Below are 25,832 nucleotides of genomic sequence, written 5' to 3' on the forward strand. Positions count from 1 at the left end.
CACGTGACTGCGCATAGCTTGGCGATGCGTGGCAACTGTCCGCCACTCGCCCCTAAAGCGCAGGAGCCTCGAATGAACACCAATAACATCCGATTGCTGGGTCTGGCCACGGTCGCTTCGCTGGCGCTTGCCGGCTGTGCGACGTCTCCGGGCTACGGCGGAGGCTATGGCAACAGCTACCCGCCGCCGTCGCAGCCGAGCTACGGCAACAGCAACCAGAACAGCTGCTACGACTGCGGTGTCGTGACCCGCATCGAACAGACCACCGCGACCAGCACGGCGCCGCGCGCGACCGGTGCGATCCTGGGTGGCCTGGTCGGCGCCGTGGCCGGCCGCGAGATCGCCGACGATCACACCGACAGCAAGGGCCGTCGCAACACCGCGACCGTCGCCGGCGCCGCCGCCGGCGCACTCGCCGGCAACGCGATTCAGAACCGCGTCGGCGCTCCGAGCTACAACGTCTATGTGCGCATGAACGACGGTCGCACCGTGGTGGTCAGCCAGAAGGACCTCGGCGGCATTCGCGAGAACACCTACGTGCGCGTCGCCAACGGTCGCGCCTACGTTCGTTGATCGAGCGCCGGCGGTTATCGAGTTCGCTTCGATCGAGCGCAAACCGGGCGGCATGGCCCAGGCCCGCGATGAAATCGCGATGAAACAATGTAACGAGAAGTAATGACGAAAAACGGCCCGCATCGCGGGCCGTTTTTTGTTGCGCGCGCACCGCGCTTCGCGTTCACGACCCGCATCACGATTAAGCGCGGAACTGGCTCACTTATCGCGCGTTGCACGATCTTGCCTTCGGTTAGGGTTTTCGAGTCCGCCACCGGACCCCGCCCATCGCAACATCAGGAGATCGTGGAATGAAACTTCGCTTCGTGCATCTGGTTTCCGCGAGTGCCGTGCTCACCGGCGCCATTGCAGCCGCCGTCGCCGCACCCGGCGCAGCCCAGAACAATCCGCTGCGCGTCGGCATGGTCGCCGTCTCCGGCGCCGCCGACGATTTCCTCGGCTCGGTCGAGATCAGCATCACCAACACCAGCCGCAAGGCGGTGCGCCTGCCGAAGTGGCAGCTGCCGTCGGACCAGTTCGACGCCAAGCTGTTCAACGTCAGCTACAACGGCCAACCGGTCGCCTACGAGGGCGCGATGGTCAAGCGCGGCCTGCCGCAGGCCGAGGATTTCGCGATCCTGCAACCCGGCCAGACCTATCGTCGGGTGATCGATCTCTCGGCCGGTTACGACCTGTCGCAGACCGGCCAATACGTGGTCAGCTTCAACGCGCCGCTGCAACACGCTTCCACCTCCGACCGCGTGATGCTGCACCAGGCCAACGGCCTGCCGATGAGCGCGCAAAGCGCGCCGCTGAGCCTGTGGGTCGACGGCCTCGACCAACTCGGCGGCAGCAAGGCCTCGCCGGCGGCGAAGAAGCCCCCGGTCGGCCCGAGCGCGATGGTCAACGGCGTCAACTACGTCGGTTGCACCACCTCGCGTACGAGTTCGGCCGGCCAGGCCGTCAACGCCGCGCGCAGTTACGCCGAGAACGCCAAGGGCTATCTCAATGCCGGCACGGTGGGCCCGCGCTACACGACCTGGTTCGGCGCCTACACCTCCAGCCGCTACAGCACCGCGCGCTCGCACTTCGCATCGATCGATTCGGCGATCGACCAGAGCAACGGCCAGATCACCATCAACTGCGGTTGCAGCAGCAGCGCTTATGCCTACGTCTATCCGAACCAGCCGTACCAGATCTACGTCTGCAACGCGTTCTGGAACGCGCCGCTGACCGGCACCGACTCCAAGGCCGGCACCCTGATCCACGAGATGAGCCACTTCACCGTCGTCGCCGGCACCGACGATCACGCCTACGGCCAGAGCGCGGCGAAGAGCCTCGCCAACAGCAACCCGAGCGCCGCGCTCGACAACGCCGACAACCACGAGTACTTCGCCGAGAACACCCCGTTCCAGAACTAAGCCGCGCACCCGCGCAGCGACGCTCGCCCGTCGAGCTCCGAACGGCCCGCCATGGCGGGCCGTTCGCGTTAATGGCCCCGGCGATGCGAAATCCGCTCGCGCCCAACCCCATGCGCAGGACTCGCGCGTTCGATGACCACGAGCCTTCCGCCGAAAGTGGAAGCGAAAGCGGAAACCGGCGCCAGGATGGCGGCGGCAACGACCGGGAGACGAGGCCGGGTCGGCGCCGTGCGGGGCTCCTTCCGGATGGAGATTCGGAAGCGCGAACGGCGCGGGGCGATGGAAGCGCCGCTCGCGGGCAACAGGCGCAGGGACGTGGGACGGCTCGGCGAGGCCGTCGGGTTGCCGGGGGCTTCGTGCCCCCGGCGCTTTTTACGCAATTCGCACCGACGCATCGGCCGACCGGCGGCTTCGCGATGCGGGGCGGCGATACCGCGCTTTCGCTCGGCGGCATTCAATCGATATAAGCAGGGGGAAAGTCGTATCCGCAGGATTCGCGCCCGGTTGCGCTGGCAGCGCTTCGAATCCGACAGGCCCGGAATCGTTGCGATTGCGCTAGGGCGAAGCGGGCAATATCCGGAACTGTGACGAAAATCAAGAAATACATAGCAAAAAGCCCGGCCGAAGCCGGGCTTTTCTAACTCTATGCGCTGCGATCGAAGACCGCAGCAAACCTCGGTGCGAGCTTTACAGCGGTTCGACCGCGTCGGCCTGCAGGCCCTTCTGGCCCTGGACGACGGTGAAGGAGACCTTCTGGCCTTCCTTCAGGCTCTTGAAGCCCTGGGACTGGATCGCGCGGAAATGCACGAAGACATCTTCGCCGTTTTCACGGCTGATGAAGCCAAAACCCTTGGCATCGTTGAACCACTTGACGGTTCCCGTTTCTTTGCCGGACATCGCTACTCTCTCCTTGGAACGTGATGTTGTTAACACGACCTTCGTCGCGTGCTGGTTGCAAGGAGGAAGCGAGGTGCAACGATGTAGCGGATCGATGGATCTACCGCATCGGGGCCACGATTCACGGTGACCCTTGGCAAACGCAGCGACCGCAACGTACCCCGACATGGGCCAAAATGCAAACAGCCCGGACAGCCTGTCCGGACAAGGGATTCGGCATGAATTTGGATACGTTTTATTACATTTTGGCCGGGGTGCTGGTCGTCGTCGGAATGGTCGGAACGGTGCTCCCCGCCCTGCCCGGCCTGCCCCTGGTATTCGCCGGGATGATGCTTGCCTCCTGGGTATCCGGATTCGAGAAAGTCGGCTGGGTGGTGCTGGTGATCCTCGGCGTGCTGACGGTGCTGTCGATGGGCGTGGATTTCGTGGCCACCGCGATGGGAGCCAAACGGGTCGGGGCCAGCAAGCTGGCGATCGTCGGCTCGATCATCGGCACCTTCGCCGGGCTGGCCTTCGGCCCGATCGGCGTGTTCATCGGCCCCTTCGTCGGCGCCCTCGCCGGCGAGTTGATCCACACCCGCCAGCTCGGCCAGGCCACCAAGGTCGGCGTCGGCACCTGGGTCGGCATCGTCGCCGGCACCGTGCTCAAGCTCGGCCTCGCCTTCGCGATGGTCGGCCTGTTCGCATTCGCCTGGTTCTTCTGAGGCATCTTGCTTGCGAGCCGGCGCGCGACCGCGTTGCAGCCCCCCCCTCCAGGCTGCGACGCGGTTCACGTCTCGTTCGCGTCCGGATGCAAGACTGCAACGGTTTTGTCGTTCGCGATCCATACGCCGTGAGTATCGCCATGCCCTTGCAACGCAGCTTGATATCCGTCGCGCTCGCCAGCGCCCCCGTGTTCGCCTTCGCCCAGACCGCGCCGCAAGCGGCAACCCCGCAAGCCTGCGTGGCGATCACCAGCAACGCCGATCGCCTGGCCTGCTACGACGCCGCGCTCGGCCGCCCCGCCGACGGCGCACGCCAGGCCGATATCGCGGCCAAGGAAGCCAAGGCGATCCAGCAGAACCTCGAGATCGGCGACGAAATCGCCGGCGAGCCCAAGCCCAGCGTCGGCGAGCGCGCCAAGCGCGCCCTGTCGGGCAGCGTTTTCAGCCACGACGACCCGCTCGACAGCGCCATCGCCAACGCCGGCAAGGGCAGCCTGCTCGACAGCCGTTGGGAGCTGGCCAAGGATTCCAAGCTCGGCGTGTTCAACTTCCGCGCCTACAAGCCGGTGTACCTGCTGCCGGTGTTCTGGAACGACGACCCGAACACGCTGCCGTCGTCGCCGAACCCGCGCAACACCGTCACCGAGCCGCAGTCGCTCAAGGACATCGAGGCCAAGTTCCAGATCAGCTTCAAGACCAAGGCGGTCGAGAACCTGTTCGGCGACAACGGCGACGTCTGGATGGGCTACACCCAGAGCTCGCGCTGGCAGGTCTACAACGGCGAGGATTCGCGGCCCTTCCGCGAAACCAACTACGAACCGGAAGTGCTGCTGGTGTTCCGCAACAACTACCGCATCGGCGGCTGGAACGGCCGCATGGCGGCGATCGGCATCAACCACCAGTCCAACGGCCGCGCCGATCCGTTCTCGCGCAGTTGGAACCGGGTGATCGCCAACGTGGGCCTGGACCGCGATAACTGGGCGGTGATGCTGCGGCCGTGGTGGCGTTTGTCGGACGGCAACGACGACGACAATCCGGACATCGAGGATTACATCGGCCGCGGCGACGTCACCGTGGTGCATCGCCGCGGCGGCCACGAGTTCTCGCTGATGGCGCGCCATTCGATGCGCGGCGGCGACCGTTCGCACGGCGCGCTGCAGTTCGACTGGGGCTTCCCGATCCATAACCAGCTGCGCGGCCATCTGCAGATCTTCGACGGCTACGGCGAGAGCATGATCGACTACAACCATCGCGCCACTTACATCGGCTTGGGCGTGTCGTTGTTGGAGTGGTACTGAGGCCGGCTGCCGGCGACCTTTCATGCTGGCGTCGTTGAGACCTTGCACGGGCACGCCGCGATTCGGTTGGCGGCAGCATCTCGGTCGCGGATCGCGACCGCTAAAATCCAACAGGACGCCGCTCCTGCCCCTGAGGCGCGGCGCGTGAGCGAGTTAGGACGGCCCCTAACCTGGGTCGTAGCAGTGCTGCGTTAATCTGCCAAGATCGACGGAGACCCCCGATGAAGATGCGGCGCATCCTTTCGCTCGACGGCGGAGGCATACGCGGTCTGGTGAGCTGCCACTGGCTCGACGGCGTCGAGCGGACGCTGGCCCAGTCCGGCAAGCCCGGCCTGCTCGAGAGTTTCGACCTGATCGCCGGCAGTTCGACCGGCGCGCTCGTCGCCTGCGGCCTCGCGCATGGGCTCAGCCCCGCGGCCATGGCCGAGCTGTATCGCGATCAACGCCATCTGATCTTTCCGGATCTGGCCGGGCGACTGTGGTCGCGTGCGGGGCGCGTGTTCTACGCCGGTCTCTCGGCCCCGCGCTACGACGGCGTGGGTTTGGAGAAGGTACTCAAGAAGGTATTCGGCAAGACCACCCTCGGTCAGTTGCAGGTGCCGGTGTTGGTGACCAGTTACGACACGATTTCGCGCGCGCCGGTGATCTTCAAGAGCTTCGATGCTTGTCATCGCAAGCTGCCGGTGTGGGAGGTCTGTCGCGCGTCTTCGGCCGCGCCGACCTATTTCCCGGCTCATCCGATGAACATCCAGGGCAAGCTGTATGCCCTGATCGACGGCGGCGTGGTCGCCAACAACCCGACCGCCTGCGCCATCGCCGAAGCCATGCGCAAGGATGCCCAGGTCGACAACAGCCGCGACCTGGTGGTGCTGTCGGTCGGCACCGGCGAACGCACCCGCAGCATCGACCTGCACTCGGCACGCGAATGGGGCGCGCTGGAATGGGCGGTACCGATCATCGACGTCCTGTTCGACGGCAACACCGACTCGGTCGACTACATCGCCAGGCAGTTGGTCGGCGACGGCTATTACCGGATGCAGACCGAGTTGCTGGTCGGCCTGGACGACCTGGACGACACCAGCGCCACCAACCTCGCCGCGCTGGAGATTTTGTCGAACGAATATCTGCTCCGGCCGGCGACGAAGAAGATGCTGGCGCAGTTGGTCAAGAAGCTTTGAGGGGCGACAGCCGTTCCTCTGTAGGAGCGACGTGAGTCGCGACCCATCAAAGCGATGCACGCAAGCGCATCGGCCGCAGTGAAGACAGTCGGGCATGGCCCACGCCGGGTTTCGGAAGCCGGCGTGGCATTCGCGTCTTGGCCGGGTCGCGGCTCACGCCGCTCCTACAAAGGCAACGAAGGCCCAGCCGATGGCGGCGCGAAACCGCGACAGCGCGGTCGCGACTCGCGTCGCTCCTACCCTTAGAGCAGAGCAGCTCCGCCTGAAAACGCAACGCCCGGCATTGGGCCGGGCGCTGCATGGATACAACGGGGCCTCGTCGAACGAAACCCAGGCTTACTCCACCACCACCGGAATCTTGCCGATCCGCGCCTGCCATTCCTTCGGGCCGGTCTTGTGCACCGACTCGCCGGTCGAATCAACCGCGACCGTCACCGGCATGTCCTGCACGGTGAATTCGTAGATCGCTTCCATGCCCAGGTCGGCGAAACCGACCACGCGCGAGGCCTTGATCGCCTTGGACACCAGATAGGCCGCGCCGCCGACCGCCATCAGATACACCGAGCGGTGCTTCTTGATCGATTCGATCGCGACCGGGCCGCGTTCGGCCTTGCCGACCATGCCGAGCAGGCCGGTCTGGGCCAGCACTTGTTCGGTGAACTTGTCCATGCGCGTGGCCGTGGTCGGGCCGGCCGGGCCGACGACCTCGTCGCGCACCGGGTCGACCGGGCCGACGTAATAGATGAAGCGGCCCTTGAAATCGACCGGCAGTTCCTCGCCCTTGTTGAGCATGTCGACCATGCGCTTGTGCGCAGCGTCGCGACCGGTCAGCAGCTTGCCGTTGAGCAGCAGCACTTCGCCGGGCTTCCAGCTTGCGACCTCTTCCGGGGTGACGTTGTCGAGATCGACGCGGCGCCCCTTGGACGAGTCGTAGGTCAGCTTCGGCCAATCTTCCAGCGAGGGCGGGTCGAGCATTACCGGGCCGCTGCCGTCGAGGGTGAAATGGGCGTGGCGGGTCGCCGCGCAGTTCGGAATCATCGCCACCGGCAGATTGGCGGCGTGGGTCGGGTAATCCTTGACCTTGATATCGAGCACCGTGGTCAGGCCGCCGAGGCCCTGCGCGCCTATGCCGAGCGCGTTGACCTTCTCGTACAACTCCAGGCGCAGTTCTTCGGCGCGATTGCCGGCGCCGCGCGCCTGCAGGTCGGTGATGTCGATCGGCTCCATCAGCGCTTCCTTCGCCAACAGCATCGCCTTCTCGGCGGTGCCGCCGATGCCGATGCCCAGCATGCCCGGCGGGCACCAGCCCGCGCCCATGGTCGGCACGGTCTTGAGCACCCAGTCGACGATCGAGTCGGAGGGATTGAGCATGGCGAACTTGGACTTGGCCTCGGAGCCGCCGCCCTTCGCCGCGACGATCACCTCGATGGTGTTGCCCGGCACGACCTTGACGTTGACCACCGCCGGCGTGTTGTCCTTGGTGTTGCTGCGCTTGCCGGCCGGGTCGGCGAGCACGCTGGCACGCAGCTTGTTGTCGGGATGGTTGTAGGCGCGGCGCACGCCTTCGTTGACCATGTCTTCCACGCCCATGGTGGCTCCGTCCCAGCGCACGTCCATGCCGATGTCGAGGAATACGGTGACGATGCCGGTGTCCTGGCAGATCGGCCGATGGCCTTCAGCGCACATGCGCGAGTTGATCAGGATCTGCGCGATCGCGTCCTTGGCCGCGGTGCTTTCCTCGCGCTCGTAGGCAGCGGCGAGGTTCTTGATGTAGTCGACCGGGTGGTAGTAGCTGATGTACTGGAGCGCATCGGCGACAGACTGGATCAGGTCGTCCTGGCGGATGACGACGGGTCCGCTCACGGCGGAAACGGCATGGGACTGGGAGGCGGTCACGGCGGGCGTAGGCTGGCGGTGGGGACCGCCATTCTACCCTTCCGGCCAGGCCGGGGCCCTTGCGCGGACAGGCCGGGCGCTAAGGACGCGGCAAAGCCGGCGTCCGTCCTGGGCCGCCTTGACGCGGCAAAGCGCGCGTCCGTCCTGGCCCGCTTGACGCGGCAAAGCCGGCGTCCGTCCTAGCCGTCTTGATGCGACTAAGCTGACGCCTTTCCCGGCCGCCTCCCTGGTCCCATGCCCCCTTCGTCTCCGCAAACCTCGCCGGCGCCGCAATCACCGGCCCGCTTCAACCCGGCCCTGCCGATCATCGGCCTGGCGCTTTCCGGGCTCGGAGGCATCAGCCCCTTGCTGCTGGTGCCGCGGTTCGAGCCGATGTTCGCCATCCTCAGCATGGATCTGCCGCTGCTCACCCAGACCTTGATCGACTATCCCTGGGTGCTGTGCCCGCTGCCGCTGCTGGTATTGGCGCTGTGGATGCTGTGGCCGAAGCGGCGCCGCGATCTGGTCGCTTTGCTGTTCGGCGGCATCGCCGGAATCGGCGCCGGCGCGCTGGCGGTGATCGCGATGTATCTGCCGATCTTCCGGTTGGCGCAGGCGCTCTGAGCGAGCACTCTGAGCGAGGCAGTGCGATCCGCATCGCGGCTCCGCCGCGCCCGTCGCTGAAACCGGCGCAGCCTCAGGCTACATTGCCCGCCTACGTTCGCCCCTGGAACCCTCGCCCATGATCACCTGCTACCTGCGCTACGTCATCGACCCCTACCAACTGGCCGAATTCGAGCATTACGGCAAGCTCTGGATTCCCCTGGTCGAGAAATTCGGCGGCCAGCACCACGGTTACTTCATGCCCTCCGAGGGCACCAGCAACATCGCCCTGGCGATGTTCTCGTTCCCGAGCCTTGCCGCGTACGAGGATTACCGCACGCGCTCCTTCGACGACCCCGACTGCCGGGCCGCCTTCGCCTATGCGCAGGAGAAGCGCTTCATCGTCAGCTACGAGCGCAGCTTCTTCCGCCCCGTGTTCAAACCGGACTGAGCCGCAGCCGCCCGATGGCGCCTAACCGGAGTATCCATGCCCGTCATCAGCCATAACCCACCCGAACTGTTTCCGCCTTATCGCGGCTACAGCCATGCCACCGAAGTCCGCGGCGACGCGCGTCTGCTGGTCATCAGCGGGCTCAACGGCTACCTCGCCGACGGCGTCACCCTGCCCGCGTCCTTCGAGGAGCAGGGCGAGCTGATCTGGCGTCACATGGGCGTGCTGCTACGCGCGGCCGGCATGGACTATCGCCACCTGATCTCGCTGCGCACCTATCTGGCCGATCCCGCCGACGACGAGGCCAACGTGCAGCTGCGCCTGAAATACCTCGACGGCCACCGCCCGTCTTCGACGGTGGTCTGCTGCCGCCTACTCGATCCGCGCTGGAAGCTCGAAGTGGAAGCGATGGCCGCGGCCTGAGCCGCGCGCTCGTCGCAGCGATCGCGTCGCCATCGATCCCGCCCCGCCCGGTGCGAAGCGGTCCGGGCACCGCGGCCTCGATCGCCGACCACGCCACATACCGGCGACCCGGTTCTTGGGCACAATCGCTGCATGAGCACATCCAGTGATGCGAGCCCGTCGCCCCGCCAGGTGCAGGCCGACGGCGGCAAGCCCAGTCTGCGCGAACGCTTCGACGCCTTGCGCAACCTGCGCCCCTTCCTCAAGCAGATCTGGGCGACGAGCCCGGCGCTGACCCTGATCACCCTGGGCCTGCGCCTGGTCCGCGCCCTGTTGCCGGTGCTCACCCTGTACGTCGGCAAGTTGATCATCGACGAAGCCGTGCGGCTGGTCGCCACCAATCCCGATTTCGGTTCGCTGTCCTCGGCCTGGGCCAGCGGCCAGCTCAATACCCTGCTCGGACTGCTCGCACTCGAGTTCGGCCTGGCGATCGGCTCCGACCTGCTCGGGCGCATCGTCGCCTACGGCGATGCGCTGCTGTCGGAGCTGTTCACCAACGCGACCAGCGTGCGCCTGATGGAGCACGCCGCCACCCTCGACCTCGAAGACTTCGAAGACCCCGACCTGCAGGACAAGCTCGATCGCGCGCGCCGCCAGACCATGGGCCGCATGAACCTGATGAGCCAGCTGTTCGGCCAGGTCCAGGACACCATCACGGTGGTGAGTTTCGCCATCGGCCTGCTGGTCTACGCGCCGTGGTTGATCCTGCTGCTGGCGGTGGCCCTGATTCCGGCCTTCATCGGCGAAGCGCATTTCAACGCCCTGGGTTACTCGCTCAACTTCGCCTGGACGCCGGAGCGGCGCCAACTCGAATACGTGCGTCAGATGGGCGCCAGCGTCGAAACCGCCAAGGAAGTGAAGATCTTCAATCTTCATCGCTTCCTGATCGCGAAATACCGCGAGCTGGCCGGCAAGTTCTTCAAGGCCAACCGCGCCCTCGCCCGCCGCCGCGCCCTGTGGGGCACGGTGCTGGCCGGGCTCGGCACCCTGGGTTACTACATCGCCTACGGTTACATCGCCTGGCGCACGGTGCGCGGCGATTTCAGCATCGGCGACCTGACCTTCCTCGCCGGCAGTTTCCTGCGCCTGCGCCAGTTGCTGGAAGGGCTGTTGATCGGCTTCTCGCAAGTCGCCGGACAAGCCTTGTACCTGGAAGACCTGTTCTCGTTCTTCGAGATCAAGCCGGAGATCGTCTCGCCGGCCGACCCGCTCGCGATCCCGAAACCGATCCGCCAGGGCTTCGTGTTCGAGAACGTCGGCTTCCGTTATCCCGACGCCGAGCAGTGGGCCCTGCGCGGGCTCGACTTCGAACTGCGTGCCGGCGAAGTGCTGGCCCTGGTCGGCGAGAACGGCGCCGGCAAGACCACCCTGGTGAAATTGCTCGCGCGCCTGTACGACCCCGACGAAGGCCGGATCCTGCTCGACGGCCGCGACCTGCGCGACTACGACCTCGACGACCTGCGCGCCAACACCGGGGTGATCTTCCAGGACTTCGTCCGTTATCACTTGACCGCCGGCGAGAACATCAGCGTCGGCCAGATCGACGCGATGGGCGATGCCGCGCGCATCCGCGAAGCGGCGCGGCGCGGCATGGCCGACGAAGTCATCGAGAACCTGCCGCGCGGCTACGACCAGTTGATCGGCCGCCGCTTCAAGACCGGTGTCGACCTGTCCGGCGGGCAATGGCAGAAGATCGCGATCGCGCGCGCCTATATGCGCGATGCGCAGGTGATGATCCTCGACGAACCGACCGCGGCGCTCGATGCCCGCTCGGAGTTCGAGGTCTTCCAGCGCTTCAAGGAACTGTCGACCGAGAAGACCGCGGTGCTGATCTCGCACCGCTTCTCCAGCGTACGCATGGCCGACCGCATCCTGGTGCTCGCCGAGGGCCACCTGGAAGCCAGCGGCACCCATGTCGAACTGCTCGCCCAGGGCGGACGCTACGCCGAGCTGTTCGAGCTGCAGGCCGCCGGCTATCGCTGAGCCGGCAGCGGATACCCGCCGGGCGGAACTGTACCGGCGCCTCGTTGTCCCAGTGCGGAGCGGCGGCTATGGTGACTGCGCCGTTGCCGAGCGCACTCCGCTCGCGACCTCACGATCCAGGAGCGCATATGACCCCGATGCTTCATCGCAGCGTCCTTTCCCTCGCCCTGCTGCTGAGCCTGGCGGCCTGCCAGCGCAACCAGGAGGCCGAGGCCGCGACCGCCAAGGCGGCACCGGCGCAGCAAGCCACCCATCAACTCAACAGCGAACTCGGCGAGGTGCGCGTCACCGAAATCGCCTCGGGGCTCGAACACCCCTGGGCGGTCGCGCTGCTGCCCGACGGCGGCTTCCTGGTCACCGAACGCGCCGGCCGCCTGCGTCGCATCGGCGCCGACGGCGCGATCTCGGCGCCGATCGCAGGCGTGCCGGCGGTCTGGGCCGAAGGCCAGGGCGGCCTGCTCGATGTCGTGCTGTCGCCCGACTTCGCCAGCAGCCAGCGTATCTACCTCAGCTATGCCGAGCCCGGCGACGACGGCAGCGCCGGCACCGCGGTGGCTTCGGCCACGCTCGGCGACGCGGCCCTGGCCGACGTCAAGGTGATCTACCAACAGCAGCCCAAACTGGTCGGCCCGAATCACTTCGGTTCGCGCCTCGCCTTCGACAAGCAGGGGCATATCTTCATCACCCAGGGCGAGCGCCAACAGCGCATGGCCTCGCAAGAGCTCGACAAACTGCAAGGCAAATTGGTGCGCCTGAACCTCGACGGCAGCGTGCCCGAGGACAACCCCTTCGTCGGTCGCCAGGACGCGCGCCCGGAGATCTGGAGTTACGGCCATCGCAACATGCAGTCGTTGGCCGTCGACCCGCGCACCGGCACCGTCTGGGAAGCCGAGCACGGCCCGCGCGGCGGCGACGAGATCAACCTGCCGCAGCCCGGCAAAAACTACGGCTGGCCGCTGATCACCCACGGCATCGACTACAGCGGCCTGAAGATTTCCGAAGCCGAGGGTAAAGAGAAACCGGGCCTGGAATCGCCCTATCACGTCTGGGAAAAATCCCCGGCCTTGTCGGGCATGGCCTTCTACACCGGCCATGCCGGCTCGCCGTGGAACGACAGCCTGTTCCTGGGCGCCCTCGCCGACGGCAGCCTGATCCGGCTGAGCCTGGACGGCGACAAGATCGTCAAGGAAGAGCGTCTGCTCAAGCAGCTCGACTGGCGCATCCGCGATGTGCGGGTGTCGGGGGATGGGAAGGTGTATGTGTTGACCGACGAGAGCGAGGGCAAGTTGTTGCGGTTGGAGCCGCCGGCGGGGAAGTGATCGGCGGCTGGCGCCGGTTGCCTTTGCCTTTGTCTTTGCCTTTGCCTTTGTCTTTGCCTTTGCCTTTGCCTTTGCCATGACAGCTTGGCGCAGTCTCGAACTTGCGATGCAACCGTAGACCCGGAGGGCGCCGCACAGGACGTGCGGCGTTTTCCGATAAGACAGGGACGTCTTATCGGAAAATCCCGGCGCGAGCTGCGTGCTCGCAGGGGAGCTTCGTCAAGGAAGGCCTTTTCTTTGGTTATCTTTCTTTTGGGCCAGCAAAAGAAAGTAACCCGGCCGCGTCAGCGGACGGAAGCTCTGCTCTTGCTTGAGGCTTCTCAAAGACCAAGATCAAACGCCAAAAGCTTCCGCCACTAAAGCGGCGGGTTACTTTCTTTTGTCATAAGCAACAAAAGAAAGGTAACCAAAGAAAAATGCTTTTCTTTGAATCACAAGCCCGCACGAGCGGTGCATCCGCGGGGATCTACATACGGGACATCCCTGTCCCGATGAAAAACGGCGCGCATCCTTGCGCGCCACCCTCCGGGTCTTCGATTGCCTTCGCGAGCGCGAGGCGGCGCACAGCAACAACTAAGGCAACAGCAACAGAAAAACCTTCAAGGCAACTGCAACCAGAACCGAAGCTAAGCGGTAATAACGCCGCCTCCATCAGCGACACCCTCGACTAGCCCAACAAAAAAACCGCCCCTTTCTCAAGGAGGCGGTTTTCGATTGTCGCCAAAGGCAAAACCCGGAAATCAGGGTTTCTGCTTCGCCCTCGCGAACGCATCGGCCAGGGCGCCGCCCATCGGTGCGGCGGCCTTCGGGGCGAACGAACCGCCTCGAGCCGGGGGTGCATCGCGACGGCCGCCGCGCGGGTCGTTGCCGCGGCCTCCGCTGCGGTCGCCACGCTCGTTGCGTTCGGCGCCCGCACCCGGCGGACGCGGTGCCGGCACGGCGTCGTCGAGTCGGCGGGTCAGGGCGATGCGCTTGCGCGGGATGTCGACTTCGAGCACCCGCACCTTGACCACGTCGCCGGCCTTGACCACTTCGCGCGGATCTTTCACGTACTTGTCCGACAAGGCCGAGATGTGGATCAGGCCGTCCTGGTGCACGCCGATGTCGACGAAGGCGCCGAACGCGGCGACGTTGCTGATCACGCCTTCGAGGATCATGCCGACCTGCAGGTCCTTGAGGTCCTCGACGCCGTCGGCGAAACGCGCGGCCTTGAACTCGGGGCGCGGGTCGCGGCCGGGTTTTTCCATTTCCTTGAGGATGTCGCGCACGGTCGGCACGCCGAACTTCTCGTCGGTGAACGCTTCCGGTTTCAGGCCGCGCACGAACTGCGGGTCGGCGAGCAACTGCTTCACCTCGCGCCCGCATTGCTGGACGATGCGTTCGACCACCGGATACGCCTCGGGGTGCACCGAGGAGGCGTCGAGCGGTTGTTCACCGTCGACGATGCGCAGGAAGCCGGCGCATTGTTCGAAGGTCTTGTCGCCCAGCCGCGGCACCTTGAGCAAGGCCTTGCGCGAGGCGAACGGGCCGTTCTCGTCGCGATGGCGGACGATGTTCTCGGCTACCGTGCTCGACAGGCCCGACACGCGCGCCAACAGCGCCGCCGATGCGGTGTTGACGTACACACCGACCGCGTTGACGCAGTCTTCGACGCGGGCGTCGAGCGCGCGCGCCAGGCGGTATTGGTCGACGTCGTGCTGGTACTGGCCGACGCCGATCGCCTTCGGTTCGATCTTGACCAGTTCGGCCAACGGATCCTGCAGGCGCCGCGCGATCGAGACCGCGCCGCGGATGCTGACGTCGAGATCGGGAAACTCCTTGGAAGCGAACTCGGAGGCCGAGTACACCGAGGCGCCGGCCTCGCTGACCACGGCCTTGGTCAACTTGGCTTCCGGCATCAGCTTGATCAGATCGGCGGCCAGCTTGTCGGTTTCGCGCGAAGCGGTGCCGTTGCCGATCGCGATCAGTTCGACGCCGTGCTTGATGCACAGCGCGCGCAGCGTGTGCAGGGACTGGTCCCACTGCTTGCGCGGCTCGTGCGGGTAGATGGTGTCGTGGGCGACGAACTTGCCGGTGGCGTCGACCACCGCGACCTTGACGCCGGTGCGCAGGCCCGGGTCGAGGCCGAGCACGGCGCGCGGACCGGCCGGAGCGGCCAGCAACAGGTCCTTGAGGTTGTCGCCGAACACGTCGATGGCTTCGGCCTCGGCCTTCTCGCGGGCCTGGCCGAACAGGTCGAGCAACAAGTGCAGGTGCAGCTTGGCGCGCCAGGTCAGGCGGCAGGCATCGAGCAACCAGCGGTCGGCGGCGCGGCCCTGGTCGGAGATGCCGGCGTTGAGCGCGACCCGGCCTTCGCCGTAGGCGTGGCCGGCTTCGGCATCGGTGCCGGGGTCGAGTTCGAGGAACAGCACTTCCTCGCGACGGGCGCGGAACAGGGCCAGCAGGCGGTGCGAGGGAATCTTCGCCAGCGATTCAGCGTGGTCGAAGTAGTCGCGGTACTTCGCGCCTTCGGCCTCCTTGCCTTCGGCGACGCGGGCGCGGATCACGCCGACCTCGGTCAGCCAGCCGCGCAGTTCGCCGACCAGCCTGGCGTCTTCGCCCCAGCGCTCCATCAGGATCGCGCGCGCGCCTTCGAGCGCGGCCTTGACGTCGGCGACCTGCTTTTCTTCGCTGACGAAGCCGGCGGCGTAGGCTTCCGGGCTCAAGGTCGGGTCGGCCAGCAGGCCGTCGGCCAACGGCTCCAGCCCGGCTTCGCGGGCGATCTGCGCCTTGGTGCGGCGCTTGGGCTTGTACGGCAGGTACAGGTCTTCCAGGCGCGCCTTGCTGTCGGCCGCTTCGATATCGCCGCGCAGCTCGTCGGTCAACTTGCCCTGCTCGGCGATGCTTTCGAGCACCGCGGCGCGGCGATCTTCGAGCTCGCGCAGATAACGCAGACGCGATTCCAGGTCGCGCAGTTGGATGTCGTCGAGGCCGCCGGTCACTTCCTTGCGGTAGCGGGCAATGAAGGGAACGGTCGCGCCTTCGTCGAGCAAAGCAATCGCGGACAGGGCCTGGGCGGTCTGGGCGCCGATCTCGACGGCGATGAGTTTGGCGATCTTGTTGGCGATCTGCGCGGACTGCGTGTTCTGGTCTTGCATCGTTTCCAATCGATTAGCCCCGCTGGCGGGGGACCGGGCGATTGTCGCAATGCCGGCGTGAACGCGAAACCCATTGACAGCACAGGGTTTTTGGGGCGGGCGGATGAGAAACGAGCGGAGAGGAGTCAGAAACGAGCGGGAGCGAGGCGGTATCGGCTTTGCTCGCTTCTCACTCCTCTCCGCTCACCCCTGGCTTTAAGAACCGTTCTCATCGCTCGGGTACAATGTGCGCCCCGCTCCACCCGATCGATCCTCGCATGTCCTCCGCTTTTGGCACCGAAACGGTGCTGGACGTCCGTCACTGGACGGACGACTACTTCAGCTTCACCACCACCCGCGACGACGGTTTCCGCTTCGAGAACGGTCAGTTCGTGATGATCGGACTGCAGGTCGAGCAGGCGGACGGCTCGCACAAGCCGCTGTTGCGCGCCTATTCGATCGCCAGCGCCAACTGGGAAGAGCAGCTCGAGTTCTTCAGCATCAAGGTGCCGAACGGCCCGCTGACCTCGCGCCTGAAGTCGATCCAGCCCGGCGACAGCGTGCTGATCGGGCGCAAGCCCACCGGCACCCTACTGATCCACGACCTGCATCCGGGCCGCAACCTGTATCTGCTGGGCACCGGCACCGGCCTGGCGCCGTGGCTGTCGGTGATCAAGGACCCCGAGACCTACGAGCGCTTCGACAAAATCGTGCTCTGCCACGGCGTGCGCCACGAGAAAGACCTGGCCTACCGCGACTACATCGTCAACGAGCTGCCGCACCACGAGTTTCTCGGCGAACAGATCGCGGCCAAGCTCAAGTATTGCCCGGCCGTGACCCGCGAGGCCTTCGATTACGCCGGCCGCGACCAGCGCGGCCGCCTGACCGAAATGATGGAGAGCGGGCGGATGATGGACCTGCTCGGCATCGAGCCGCTCGACCCCGAGCACGACCGGGCGATGATCTGCGGCAGCCCGCAGGTGCTGGCCGATTTCCGCGGCGTGCTCGACCAGCGCGGTTTCACCGCCTCGCCGCGCATCGGCACGCCGGGCCAGTACGTGTTCGAGCGCGCTTTCGTCGAGAAGTGAGCCGGCGGCAGGCGCGCCTCAGGCCGCGCGCCGCTCCTGGCGCAGGGCGCCGCGGTAACGCCGGCTGCACGGGATGCGGGTGCCGTCGCTCATGGTGATGCGCGCATCGCCGCTTTCCAGCGGCTCGATCTCGCCGACGCAATCCAGGTTGACCATATAGCTGCGGTGCACGCGCACGAAGCGGGCCGGATCGAGCTGAGTCTCGATGCTGGCCATGGTCGTGCGCAGCGGATAGTCGCGTCCGCGCAGATGCAGGTTGACGTAGTTGGACGAGGCCTGCAGCCACTCGACCTCGGCCGCGGCGATCAGGAACTCCTTGCCGAGCTTGCGCACCAGGAAGCGCTCCGGCCGTTCCGGAACGATCGGCTCGGGCACGTCGTCGGCGACGGTCAATACGCTGGCTTCGCCCTGCCAACGCCGCAGCAACAGGCGATAGGCCTCGATCCACAGCACCATATAAGTGTAGGACCGCACGTCCTTGAGGTATTCGTAGATGTATTCGGTCGCCCAGGGGCTGAAGTCGTAGCTTTCGCCGAGGCCGGCATAGACCGCCTTGCGGATCGCCACCATGCCGGTCACGTGCGCGACCGACCAGGCCACGCTGCCGAGCAGGTGCAGGGACAGGGCACGGCGCCAGGTATCGACATGGAACGGGACCTGGCGGGTGTACCAGACCAGGGCCGGCACCAGGGCCAGCGCGACCAGGCAACTGCTGCCCTCCCAGACCGGCGGCGCCCAATTCGGGATGTCGAGGCCGGCCCGGCGGATGTCCATCAAGGTGGTCAGGCTGCCGGCGACCGCATTGACCCCGAACAGGATTACCCAGCCGAGGATCTCGGCGGTGCGGCGCCAGGGTTGGTAGCGGTCCCAGGCGCTCGGCGGGACGGCCGGATGAGCGGTAGGAATGGTGGCGGCGCTGGCGGCCGCGGGAATCGGGGACACATCGTCGTTCATGCGCGCATTCTCGCCCGGCGGCCGTCGAACGCGACGACCGGTCGTCCCCCGGGACCGCGATTCGTCCCCATGAACCACCACCGGTCACCCCGGCATCGCTCGCCAACGCCCGTCGCCACAGGCTTGCGGCTCCGCCACTGCCGTGATCGCCCATGCCACGCCGATACGACATCGACGCCCTGCGCGCCCTCGCCTTCGCCCTGCTGATCCTCTACCACTGGGCCATGCTCTACGTCGCCGACTGGGGCTGGCACCTGAAGAGCACGCACCTATCGGAGGCCCTGCAGTTGCCGATGCTGTTCGTGAACCGCTGGCGCATGGACCTGATCTTCCTGATCTCCGGCCTGTCGGTGCACTTCCTGTTGCGCGGCACCTCGCTCGGCCGTTTCATCGCCCAACGCAGCTGGCGGCTGTTGCTGCCGCTGACCTTCGGCTGCCTGGTGGTCGTGCCGATCCAGCCCTATGCCCAGGGCGTGGCGAACGGCCTGGTCGAGCCGGGCTTCGTCGACTTCCTGCTGCGCTACTACCGCTTCCAACCCTGGCCGGCCGAGGCCTTCGACGGCTGGGAGTACGGCTTCACCTGGAACCACCTGTGGTACCTGGTCTATCTGTGGGTCTACACCCTGGTCTTCGCGGCCGTGTTGCCGCTGTTTCGCAACGGCCTCGGCCGCCGTGCCCACGCCGCGTGGGCCGGGCTGCGCGGTTGGAAGCTGGTGGTGCTGCCGGCGCTGCCGTTGGCGCTCGGCTCGATCCTGTTGCAGCCGCATTTCGAGGAAACCGGCGACCTGATCCACGACTGGTACCGCCACGCGATCTATTTCACCGTGTTCCTCTACGGCTACTGGCTCGGCAACGAGGCCGGCCTGTGGCAGGAACTGCTGCGCCTGCGCCGCCGCACCCTGGGTTGGGCACTGACGCTGTTCGCGGCCTATCTGGCGATGATCAAGCTGCTGCCCGAGGAAGTGCCCGACAGCGTGCAGTACGCGATCTGGACGATACGCAGCCTGTACATCTGGGCGGCGATCTGCACGATCCTGGGCTGGTCGCATCACGTGCTCAACCGCCCGTTCCGCTGGCTGCCCTGGGCCACCGAGGCGGTCTACCCGTGGTACGTGCTGCACCAGAGCCTGACCGTGCTGATCGCTTATTGGGTGCTGCCGCTCAAGTTCGGCGCGGTCGTCGAGCCCGCCATCGTTCTGCTCGGCACCGTGCTCGGCTGCTGGGCGTTGCACGAGGCGATCCGGCGCGTGCCGTGGCTGCGGCCTTGTTTCGGCTTGAAGGCCAAACGCGGTGGCCGGCCGCAGGTGACGGCATCGGCCGCCGGCCTTGCGCGGCCGGCGGCGGAGGCGGCGTGATCGCGGAGCTTCGACACGGCGCGGTGGCTTCTGGGTAGGAGCGGCGCAAGCCGCGACCGCATCGTTTCGAATAGCGACGCGGTCGCGGCTCGTGACCGAAGGAAATCCAGCAGGACGCCGCTCCTACCCCTGGAGGCGCTTCAGCCGAGCGCCTTCTCGATGTCGGCGGCGATCGATTCGGGTTTGTCGGTCGGCGCATAACGCTTGATGACGGTGCCGTCGCGGCCGACCAGGAACTTGGTGAAATTCCACTTGATCGCGTCGATGCCGAGGAAGCCGCCCTTCTCGTCCTTGAGCCACTTCCACAAGGGATGCGCCTTGTCGCCGTTGACGTCGATCTTGGCGTACAGCGGGAAGCTCACCTCGTAGGTCAGCGCGCAGAATTCCTTGATCTCGGCCTCGTCGCCGGGCTCCTGGTGACCGAACTGATCGCAGGGGAAACCCAGCACTTCGAAACCGCGCGCGGCATAGTCGCGCTCGAGTTTTTCCAGGCCGGTGTACTGCGGGGTGAATCCGCATTTCGAGGCGACGTTGACGATCAGCAGCACCTTGCCGCGATAGCGATCGAGCGACTGGTTCTGACCGTCGATGTCGACGGCGGAGAAATCGTAGGCGGTGGTCATCGCGGGGACTCCCTGGGGACTGCAGGCACCATAGCGCTTCGCGGCGGCGGTGTCTGGGGGCTGGATAGGGCTTTGGGGTTGCGGCTCCATGCTGCATGCCACTAGTTGTTGCGGTCATCCCCGCGAAGGCGGGGATCCAGAGTTTTATCGCGACCTCACTCTAAGTCTCTGGAGCCCCGCCTTCGCGGGGATGACGAGACTGGAGGTGCGACTCCCTGCTGCAATGCTCTTGCCGTCATCTTTGCCCAGGTGAGGTCCAAGGCCCTATCGAGACATGACTCTGAAGTCTCTCCGGCCCGGCCAGGGCGCACGGCGCCCAGGCGTTCATGGATGCGCGAGCCAGCGGCTCGCAAGCGCATCCACTCACCCCACAAAAACGAACGGCCCGCACGAGGCGGGCCGTTCGCAGCAACGCAATGCAGGCTCGGATCAGAACGAAGCCTTGAACTCCGCACCGACGATGCGCGGGTCGTTGACGAAACCGACCAGGTTGTTGAAGTCGATGCCGCCGACCGCACGCTTTTCGTTGAGGATGTTGCGGCCGTACAAGGCCACGTCGTAACGGCCGTTGTCCCACTGGTAGCCGATGCGCAGGCCGCCTTCGAGCAGGTCCTTGCCGCGGAACTCGCGGGCTTCGTACAGGAAAAAGTTCACTTCGCTGCGGTAAGCCCAGTCGGTGTAGACGTAGAACTCGTTGCCGTTGGCGAGCGGCAGGCTGTAGCGCGCGGTGACGTTGTAGACCCACTTCGGCGCCTGCGGCAGCGGATTGCCGTCGATCGCCGCGAGGGTCTGGCCGTTGCGCACCACGGTCGGGTCGGTGACGGTGCAGCCGCCGCCGCAGGGAGCCACGAACAGGTTGCTGTCCTGGATCTCGGTGTCGTTGTAGCTGGCGCCGAAGGTGACCATCAGGTTATCGGTCACGTAGGCGTCGAGGTCGACTTCCACGCCCTGACCGAGGGTCTTGTCGGCGTTGACCAGGATGGTCTGGTTAAGCGCGCCGCCGACGGCGTTGAGCTGCTGGTTGTCGACGGTGTAGCGGAACAGGGCCACGCCGAGACGCGCGCGCTTGTCCCACAGGTCGGCCTTGAGGCCGGCTTCGTACGAGATCACCTTCTCGGCGTCGGCGACCGACGGCTGCGGCGGGGTCTGGAACAGCAGGCGGCCCTGGATGCTGGGCGCGCGGAAGCCCTTGGCGATGCGCGCGTACAGATTGATGTCCGCGGTGGCCTGGAACACGCCGCTGATGTCCCAGCTGACGTCGTCGACGTCGGTGCGGACCTTGAACGGGCCCGACACCGGCGCACCGAACGGCGCGCTCTGCAGCACGCTGGCGCTGAAGTCCTTCTTGTCCTGCGTATAGCGCAGACCACCGCGCAGCTTGAAGCGCTCGCTCACGTCGTATTCGAGCGAACCGAACGCGGCCCAGGCCTTGTTGCGCTGCTTCTGCTGGGCATGACCGGCCTGCACGCCGCCGGCGAGGCTATCGTAGTTGAGGCTGTCGACGGTGATGTCTTCGTCGAAGTAGAACAGGCCGGCCTGCCAGTTGAGCGGGCCCGCATAGCTCGATTCGATGCGGAATTCCTGGGTCCACTGGCGGTGATCCGGCAGGCCGTCGGCCGACTCGGCGGCGAACGGAATGCCGACCGGGGTGCTGCCGCCCGGCAGGAACATCGCGCCTACACCGCCGTCGATGTCGCCGCGGCTAAGCGAATCGGCGGTTTCGTAACCGGTGATCGAGTACAGGGTCAAGTCGTTCGGCAGTTCCCAGCTCAGGCGCGCGCTGGCGCCGTAGCTGTCGAGCTCCTGCGAGTTGCGGCCGTCGATGCCGACCTCGTCGATGTCGAAACCGTCGGCGAAATCGTTGGTGCCCTTCTTGAACAGCATGGCGCGGAACAGACGCGCGGTGCCGTTGAGGTGGCGCGAGTGGACGTTGAACAAGGCATTGAAGGTGTCGCTGCCGTCGTACTGCAGCTGCAGGCGCACGGCGGATTCGTCGTAGCCTTCGAGTTCGCCGTTGCTGCGCGCGTTCGGATTGGTGTTGGTGACCCAATCGTCGCGGCGCTGGTACATCGCCGAAGCGCGCGCGGACCAGTTGGCGCTGAGCGGGCCGCTGATCGCGCCTTCGAAATTGGTGGTGCCGTAGGTGCCGTAGGACACCTGGCCGTAGCCTTCGAGCTCGCGGGTCGGCTTGGCCGACTCGAACTTGACCACGCCGGCCGGGGTGTTGCGGCCGAACAGCGTGCCCTGCGGGCCGCGCAGCAGTTCGACGTTCTCCAGGTCGAACACCGGGAAGCCCTTCAGCAGCGGGTTCTCCAGGACGATGTCGTCATAGACCAACGAGACCGGCTGCGAGGCGTTGAGGTCGAAATCGGTATTGCCCAGGCCGCGGATGTAGAAACGCGGGAAGGCGCGGCCGAACGAGGACTCGATGTTGAGGCTCGGCAGGCGGCCGGACAGGAAGCGGATATCGCCGCCGCCGGAACCGAGCACGTGCAGCTTCTCGCGGTCGACCGTGGTCAACGCGACCGGGACGTCCTTGGCGCGTTCGACCTTGCGCTGGGCGGTGACCATCAGCGCGTCGAGGGTCTTAGCCTCGCCTTCGGCGGGCGCGGCGGGCGCCGGGTCCTGGGCAAAGACGGTGGCGGAAGCGAGGGTCAAGCCGATAGCGACGGCCAGGGCGTGACTACGGGGCGCAGGGCTGCGAAGAGCACGCAAGTGCTGGAACATGGTCGGGTTTCTCGATGGACGCGGCGCGTGGGACGCCAGTTCGTGGGAAACCGCCGCCGCCGTGCTCCCTCGGGCACGCGCGTACGGCGATGGGCGATCGGACCGTCCCTTGACGGCCGTGACGCGGACTGCCCGCGCCGGTGGCGGCTCATTGACCGGCGAATGTTACCAAACCATTAAAGAGCCCGTGCTCGAATGGGCTTTCTGGCCGATCGGCGGACTGGCCGGCAGAGAGCCCCCTCTCCCGCCAGCGGGAGAGGGCTGGGGTTAGAGCCGGCTTCAAGTTGCGAGTCGCTTGGGCTTTGGCGGGGAAGAGCAAATCCCCCCTGCCCCCTTTTCCAAAAGGGGGGAACAGCTCGGGTAGGTTTCGAGTCGGCCGACGCGAATCGTCAGCGAGGGGAAAGCGCTGCTACCGAAGCCGCCGAACCATTGCCCCCTTGGTCAAAGGGGGCCAGCGCCAGGCGCATCGGGCCGAAGGGGCGAACGTGCAGCGCGGGGGATTTGCCGTTGCTCGCCCGGTCGATTTGCTCTCTCGCGAGCAAGAGCAGTCCCTCTGCCCCCCTTTTTCAAAGGGGGGGAGTTCTTCGAGTTGGATTCGTTGCGATCTACACGCCGGGACCTAATCCCCGTAACCCACTTCGCAGGCGCTTACTTCGCCGCGGCCACCTTGGCCGGTGCGGCGAAGGGCTTCACGCCCAGGGCGTCGTAGACCTCACTGGGGTAGTAAGCGGTGTCGCCCTGCAGCACCAACGAGACCTTGCGGATGTCGGCGATGTCGCGGGTCGGGTCGCCGTCGACCAGGATCAGGTCGGCGCGCTTGCCGGCCGTCACCGAGCCGCGGTCGTCGAGCACCCGGGCGACCTTGGCGGCGTTCCAGGTCGCCACCTGCAAGGCCTGCGACGGAGTCAGGCCGGCACGCACGTACAGCGCCAATTCGTGCTGCAGGGTGAAACCGGGCACTTCGTCGGTGCCTGCCAGCAGCGGCACGCCGGCCTTGTAGGCGCGGCCGACGAACTCGACCGCCTTGGCGTAGGACTTGTTGTAGCGCGCCGCGGTGGCGTCGTCGGGGATGTTCATCTCGGCCGAACGGCGACCGCGCTGCACGTCCGGCGGCAGGTGGTCGGCAATGCCTTCGACGATCGGCGACAACTCGCCGTCGCGCTGATGCAGGAACTCGAAGGTCGCCAGGGTGGGGTCGATCGCGATCTGCTTCTTCGCCAGGGTCGCGATGAAGTCCTGCACCGGCTTGGAGTCGAGGTCGAGGTCGGCGGCCTTGTCGGCGACCAGGTAAAAACGCTGCAAAGTGCGGGTGTCGGTCTTGTCGTCGACGAAGAAATTCAGCAGCAGTTGGTTGATGTGCTGGACTTCGTCGTAGCCCTGGTCGACCACGTCCTGGGCGCGCATGAACGCCGGCACGTGGCCGCTGACGCGCAGGCCCTTGCTGTGCGCATAAGCCGCGGTCTCGCGCAGCAGCTCCTTCGGGAAGGAGTTGTAGATCTTGACCTGCGGATAGCCGTTGGCAGCGTACCAGTCGACCGCCGACTTGGCGCCGGCGATGTCCTTGATGACGAAGCCGTTGCGCGCCGAGAAATTGCTCTCGCCCTCGATGAAGCCGGCCGGCACCACGTTCGGCGACAACAACGTGCCCGCCTTGATCTCGCCGATCATCTGCTGCAGGGTCGCGTTGTCGTTGCCCATGTCGCGCACGGTGGTGACGCCCGCGGCGATGTTGAGGCCGCCGTCCCAACGCGAAAGATGGCCGTGCATGTCGAACAGGCCCGGCATCAGCACGCGGCCGCCGCCGTCGACGCTGCGGTCGTACTTCAGCGATGCCGCGGCCTTGCCGACCGAGACGATCTTGCCGTCGGCGACAACCACGTCGGTGGCCTCGCCGAGCTGGGCCTTTTCGCTGTCGAACACGCGCACGTCGCGCAGCAGGGTGGTGCCGGCGAAACGGTGGCCGAGCTTCTGCCGCAGGTCCACCAGCAGCTTGCCTTCGGCGGCCTTCTGCCGTGTTTCCAGCGCGTTGGCGTTGCCCTGCCACCCTTCTTCGATCAGTTGCAGATAGCCGGGATAGATGAAGGCGAACAAGCGCGGTTCCGCGCCGGTGGTGGCCCAGGCGAAGTTCGGGGTGAAGCCCTGCCCGGTCATGGCGAGCAATTGCACCTTCTCGGTCTTGCCGTCGCGGGTCACCTCGGCTTCGTCGAGCTTGCGCGCGCTCAGGCTGCCGTTCGGCAGCAGCGGCAGCTTGCCGTCGCTGCGCTTGGCCAAGGCATTGAGCACCACCGAAATGCCGGCCGGGGTGCCGCCGAGCGGCGCATACAGACCGGGGCCGGACACGCTCGCCTCGCCCGAATCGGACAGCGACTTCCACACCGCCTTGTCGCCGTCGCGGCGGAAGCTTTCATCGACTTTCGCGCCGAACGTCGAGGTGCCCTGGACCTGATAGGTCTGGTAGGTGCCGTCCTTCGCCAGCGTGTAGGTTTCCTTGAGCTCGGGGCCGCGGCCGTTGTCCTTGAAGATGAAATCGACCGTGGTGGTGCCGTCGTCGGCCCGGGTCACGACCTGCTGGCCGGCCTGCTTGCCGCCATCGACCAGGGCCAGGTAACGCGTGGTCTCGGCCGCGAAGGCGCTGCTGGCGAAACCCGAGGCGAGGCAGACCGCGAGGGCCAGGCGGGCGACGGAGGGCAGGCGCGGCGCGCGCAGGGTCGAGCGGGACATCGGCAGTTGAGGCATCGGATCGTGCTCCGGAAAAAACAGAATGAAATAGGTAGAAACCTGGAGTGCTAAGGCTTCAGTCGTGATGCGTGATCATCAGGACGTAACCGTCCGGGTCCGTGACCCGGAACTCGCCCTTGGGGCGGTAGAACGGATGGGCCATGGCGCCGGCGTCGATACCGGCGGCGAGCACGCGCTCGCGCATCGCCGCGACGTCGTCGCAATACACATAGAACAGCACCGCCTGAACGGTGTCGTCGACCGGCCCGTCGGCCAGCACCAGCATCAGCTCGGCGCCGCCGGGGCTCTGCAGCGAGACCCAGACCGGGTCGTCGCCGCAGGAGGGCTCGTAGTGGGCGTTGCCGATCGCGAAACCGAAGGTGGCATAGAAGGCTACCGCGCGCGGCACCTGGGCGACGTGCAGCATCGGCACGAAACGCTGTGCGCTTGGCGCCGTCATGAGGCCCGTCCCGGCGCCCGTCCTGTATGTCGGCTGCCCTGCGCCATC

Annotated in this window: 20 protein-coding genes; 12 read left to right on the forward strand and 8 right to left on the reverse strand. The window is 66.2% G+C overall.

What is annotated here, in order from left to right; all coding sequences use genetic code 11:
* Nucleotides 1–72: 72 nt before the first annotated feature.
* The gene (locus GLA29479_RS07280) at nucleotides 73–573 is read left to right on the forward strand and encodes a glycine zipper 2TM domain-containing protein (protein ID WP_057917665.1); all 501 of its coding nucleotides are present in this window, start codon (nucleotides 73–75) and stop codon (nucleotides 571–573) included.
* A gap of 290 nt (nucleotides 574–863) precedes the next feature.
* A complete protein-coding gene (locus GLA29479_RS07285) occupies nucleotides 864–1,973 on the forward strand; it encodes a M35 family metalloendopeptidase (protein WP_057917664.1) in 1,110 nt (369 codons plus the stop codon).
* Nucleotides 1,974–2,660: 687 nt separating this feature from the next.
* On the opposite strand, the gene GLA29479_RS07290 is transcribed toward GLA29479_RS07285, so the two are convergent.
* Complete coding sequence (locus GLA29479_RS07290; protein WP_031371474.1) at nucleotides 2,661–2,870, reverse strand: cold-shock protein; 210 nt, start codon at nucleotides 2,868–2,870, stop codon at nucleotides 2,661–2,663.
* 218 nt (nucleotides 2,871–3,088) lie between these two features.
* Here GLA29479_RS07290 and GLA29479_RS07295 point away from each other — a divergent pair, with 218 nt between their 5' ends.
* The 3 genes from GLA29479_RS07295 (at nucleotide 3,089) to GLA29479_RS07305 (ending at nucleotide 6,050) form a co-directional block, all read left to right on the forward strand.
* Nucleotides 3,089–3,574, forward strand: coding sequence for a DUF456 domain-containing protein (locus tag GLA29479_RS07295; RefSeq protein ID WP_057917663.1), 486 nt, complete (start codon nucleotides 3,089–3,091; stop codon nucleotides 3,572–3,574).
* A 140-nt stretch (nucleotides 3,575–3,714) separates the two neighbouring features.
* A complete protein-coding gene (locus GLA29479_RS07300; protein ID WP_057920019.1) occupies nucleotides 3,715–4,872 on the forward strand; it encodes a phospholipase A in 1,158 nt (385 codons plus the stop codon).
* 221 nt (nucleotides 4,873–5,093) lie between these two features.
* The gene (locus GLA29479_RS07305) at nucleotides 5,094–6,050 is read left to right on the forward strand and encodes a patatin-like phospholipase family protein (RefSeq protein ID WP_057971198.1); all 957 of its coding nucleotides are present in this window, start codon (nucleotides 5,094–5,096) and stop codon (nucleotides 6,048–6,050) included.
* Nucleotides 6,051–6,386: 336 nt separating this feature from the next.
* On the opposite strand, the gene GLA29479_RS07310 is transcribed toward GLA29479_RS07305, so the two are convergent.
* Complete coding sequence (locus tag GLA29479_RS07310; protein WP_144436393.1) at nucleotides 6,387–7,913, reverse strand: fumarate hydratase; 1,527 nt, start codon at nucleotides 7,911–7,913, stop codon at nucleotides 6,387–6,389.
* 267 nt (nucleotides 7,914–8,180) lie between these two features.
* Here GLA29479_RS07310 and GLA29479_RS07315 point away from each other — a divergent pair, with 267 nt between their 5' ends.
* The 5 genes from GLA29479_RS07315 to GLA29479_RS07335 all read left to right on the forward strand — a co-directional run bounded on the left by GLA29479_RS07315 (nucleotide 8,181) and on the right by GLA29479_RS07335 (nucleotide 12,743).
* On the forward strand, nucleotides 8,181–8,549 hold the full coding sequence (locus GLA29479_RS07315; protein WP_057917661.1) for a hypothetical protein: 369 nt from the start codon (nucleotides 8,181–8,183) through the stop codon (nucleotides 8,547–8,549).
* A 118-nt stretch (nucleotides 8,550–8,667) separates the two neighbouring features.
* Nucleotides 8,668–8,979, forward strand: a complete 312-nt coding sequence (locus tag GLA29479_RS07320; RefSeq protein ID WP_057917660.1) for an NIPSNAP family protein — start codon at nucleotides 8,668–8,670, stop codon at nucleotides 8,977–8,979.
* 36 nt (nucleotides 8,980–9,015) lie between these two features.
* The gene (locus GLA29479_RS07325) at nucleotides 9,016–9,402 is read left to right on the forward strand and encodes a RidA family protein (RefSeq protein ID WP_057917659.1); all 387 of its coding nucleotides are present in this window, start codon (nucleotides 9,016–9,018) and stop codon (nucleotides 9,400–9,402) included.
* Between the two features lie 132 nt (nucleotides 9,403–9,534).
* The gene (locus GLA29479_RS07330; protein WP_057917658.1) at nucleotides 9,535–11,424 is read left to right on the forward strand and encodes an ABC transporter ATP-binding protein; all 1,890 of its coding nucleotides are present in this window, start codon (nucleotides 9,535–9,537) and stop codon (nucleotides 11,422–11,424) included.
* 128 nt (nucleotides 11,425–11,552) lie between these two features.
* Complete coding sequence (locus tag GLA29479_RS07335; protein WP_211265039.1) at nucleotides 11,553–12,743, forward strand: PQQ-dependent sugar dehydrogenase; 1,191 nt, start codon at nucleotides 11,553–11,555, stop codon at nucleotides 12,741–12,743.
* A gap of 740 nt (nucleotides 12,744–13,483) precedes the next feature.
* On the opposite strand, the gene GLA29479_RS07340 is transcribed toward GLA29479_RS07335, so the two are convergent.
* Nucleotides 13,484–15,880: a Tex family protein gene (locus GLA29479_RS07340; RefSeq protein ID WP_057917657.1), complete on the reverse strand. Its 2,397-nt coding sequence runs from the start codon at nucleotides 15,878–15,880 to the stop codon at nucleotides 13,484–13,486.
* 257 nt (nucleotides 15,881–16,137) lie between these two features.
* Between GLA29479_RS07340 and GLA29479_RS07345 the strand changes: the two genes are divergently transcribed.
* Nucleotides 16,138–16,947 (forward strand): ferredoxin--NADP reductase, encoded by an 810-nt coding sequence (locus GLA29479_RS07345; protein ID WP_057917656.1) that lies wholly within the window; start codon nucleotides 16,138–16,140, stop codon nucleotides 16,945–16,947.
* An 18-nt stretch (nucleotides 16,948–16,965) separates the two neighbouring features.
* Here the strand turns inward: GLA29479_RS07345 and GLA29479_RS07350 are convergent, their stop codons facing one another.
* On the reverse strand, nucleotides 16,966–17,901 hold the full coding sequence (locus tag GLA29479_RS07350) for a LytTR family DNA-binding domain-containing protein (protein ID WP_082638369.1): 936 nt from the start codon (nucleotides 17,899–17,901) through the stop codon (nucleotides 16,966–16,968).
* 152 nt (nucleotides 17,902–18,053) lie between these two features.
* Here GLA29479_RS07350 and GLA29479_RS07355 point away from each other — a divergent pair, with 152 nt between their 5' ends.
* Nucleotides 18,054–19,256 (forward strand): acyltransferase family protein, encoded by a 1,203-nt coding sequence (locus GLA29479_RS07355; protein WP_057971199.1) that lies wholly within the window; start codon nucleotides 18,054–18,056, stop codon nucleotides 19,254–19,256.
* 140 nt (nucleotides 19,257–19,396) lie between these two features.
* Here the strand turns inward: GLA29479_RS07355 and GLA29479_RS07360 are convergent, their stop codons facing one another.
* From GLA29479_RS07360 to GLA29479_RS07375, 4 genes are all read right to left on the reverse strand, one after another.
* Nucleotides 19,397–19,879 carry a glutathione peroxidase gene (locus tag GLA29479_RS07360; protein ID WP_057971200.1) on the reverse strand — a complete coding sequence of 161 codons (483 nt, stop codon included), beginning with the start codon at nucleotides 19,877–19,879 and terminating at the stop codon, nucleotides 19,397–19,399.
* Nucleotides 19,880–20,308: 429 nt separating this feature from the next.
* The gene (locus tag GLA29479_RS07365) at nucleotides 20,309–22,606 is read right to left on the reverse strand and encodes a TonB-dependent receptor (protein WP_057971201.1); all 2,298 of its coding nucleotides are present in this window, start codon (nucleotides 22,604–22,606) and stop codon (nucleotides 20,309–20,311) included.
* Nucleotides 22,607–23,254: 648 nt separating this feature from the next.
* Nucleotides 23,255–25,342 (reverse strand): amidohydrolase family protein, encoded by a 2,088-nt coding sequence (locus GLA29479_RS07370; RefSeq protein ID WP_248842810.1) that lies wholly within the window; start codon nucleotides 25,340–25,342, stop codon nucleotides 23,255–23,257.
* 58 nt (nucleotides 25,343–25,400) lie between these two features.
* Complete coding sequence (locus tag GLA29479_RS07375; RefSeq protein WP_057917652.1) at nucleotides 25,401–25,784, reverse strand: VOC family protein; 384 nt, start codon at nucleotides 25,782–25,784, stop codon at nucleotides 25,401–25,403.
* Between the last annotated feature and the right edge of the window lie 48 nt (nucleotides 25,785–25,832).

The organism is Lysobacter antibioticus (assembly GCF_001442535.1).
Lineage (GTDB): Bacteria > Pseudomonadota > Gammaproteobacteria > Xanthomonadales > Xanthomonadaceae > Lysobacter > Lysobacter antibioticus.

Excerpts from the sequence above, each read along its gene's own strand:
- GLA29479_RS07330 (WP_057917658.1), top strand. The coding sequence starts at position 9,535 with ATGAGCACATCCAGTGATGCGAGCCCGTCGCCCCGCCAGGTGCAGGCC.
- GLA29479_RS07365 (WP_057971201.1), bottom strand. The coding sequence starts at position 22,606 with ATGTTCCAGCACTTGCGTGCTCTTCGCAGCCCTGCGCCCCGTAGTCAC.
- GLA29479_RS07360 (WP_057971200.1), bottom strand. The coding sequence starts at position 19,879 with ATGACCACCGCCTACGATTTCTCCGCCGTCGACATCGACGGTCAGAAC.
- GLA29479_RS07375 (WP_057917652.1), bottom strand. The coding sequence starts at position 25,784 with ATGACGGCGCCAAGCGCACAGCGTTTCGTGCCGATGCTGCACGTCGCC.
- GLA29479_RS07315 (WP_057917661.1), top strand. The coding sequence starts at position 8,181 with ATGCCCCCTTCGTCTCCGCAAACCTCGCCGGCGCCGCAATCACCGGCC.
- GLA29479_RS07290 (WP_031371474.1), bottom strand. The coding sequence starts at position 2,870 with ATGTCCGGCAAAGAAACGGGAACCGTCAAGTGGTTCAACGATGCCAAG.
- GLA29479_RS07280 (WP_057917665.1), top strand. The coding sequence starts at position 73 with ATGAACACCAATAACATCCGATTGCTGGGTCTGGCCACGGTCGCTTCG.
- GLA29479_RS07335 (WP_211265039.1), top strand. The coding sequence starts at position 11,553 with ATGACCCCGATGCTTCATCGCAGCGTCCTTTCCCTCGCCCTGCTGCTG.
- GLA29479_RS07325 (WP_057917659.1), top strand. The coding sequence starts at position 9,016 with ATGCCCGTCATCAGCCATAACCCACCCGAACTGTTTCCGCCTTATCGC.
- GLA29479_RS07370 (WP_248842810.1), bottom strand. The coding sequence starts at position 25,342 with ATGCCTCAACTGCCGATGTCCCGCTCGACCCTGCGCGCGCCGCGCCTG.
- GLA29479_RS07355 (WP_057971199.1), top strand. The coding sequence starts at position 18,054 with ATGCCACGCCGATACGACATCGACGCCCTGCGCGCCCTCGCCTTCGCC.
- GLA29479_RS07340 (WP_057917657.1), bottom strand. The coding sequence starts at position 15,880 with ATGCAAGACCAGAACACGCAGTCCGCGCAGATCGCCAACAAGATCGCC.
- GLA29479_RS07345 (WP_057917656.1), top strand. The coding sequence starts at position 16,138 with ATGTCCTCCGCTTTTGGCACCGAAACGGTGCTGGACGTCCGTCACTGG.
- GLA29479_RS07320 (WP_057917660.1), top strand. The coding sequence starts at position 8,668 with ATGATCACCTGCTACCTGCGCTACGTCATCGACCCCTACCAACTGGCC.
- GLA29479_RS07305 (WP_057971198.1), top strand. The coding sequence starts at position 5,094 with ATGAAGATGCGGCGCATCCTTTCGCTCGACGGCGGAGGCATACGCGGT.
- GLA29479_RS07350 (WP_082638369.1), bottom strand. The coding sequence starts at position 17,901 with ATGAACGACGATGTGTCCCCGATTCCCGCGGCCGCCAGCGCCGCCACC.
- GLA29479_RS07300 (WP_057920019.1), top strand. The coding sequence starts at position 3,715 with ATGCCCTTGCAACGCAGCTTGATATCCGTCGCGCTCGCCAGCGCCCCC.
- GLA29479_RS07285 (WP_057917664.1), top strand. The coding sequence starts at position 864 with ATGAAACTTCGCTTCGTGCATCTGGTTTCCGCGAGTGCCGTGCTCACC.
- GLA29479_RS07295 (WP_057917663.1), top strand. The coding sequence starts at position 3,089 with ATGAATTTGGATACGTTTTATTACATTTTGGCCGGGGTGCTGGTCGTC.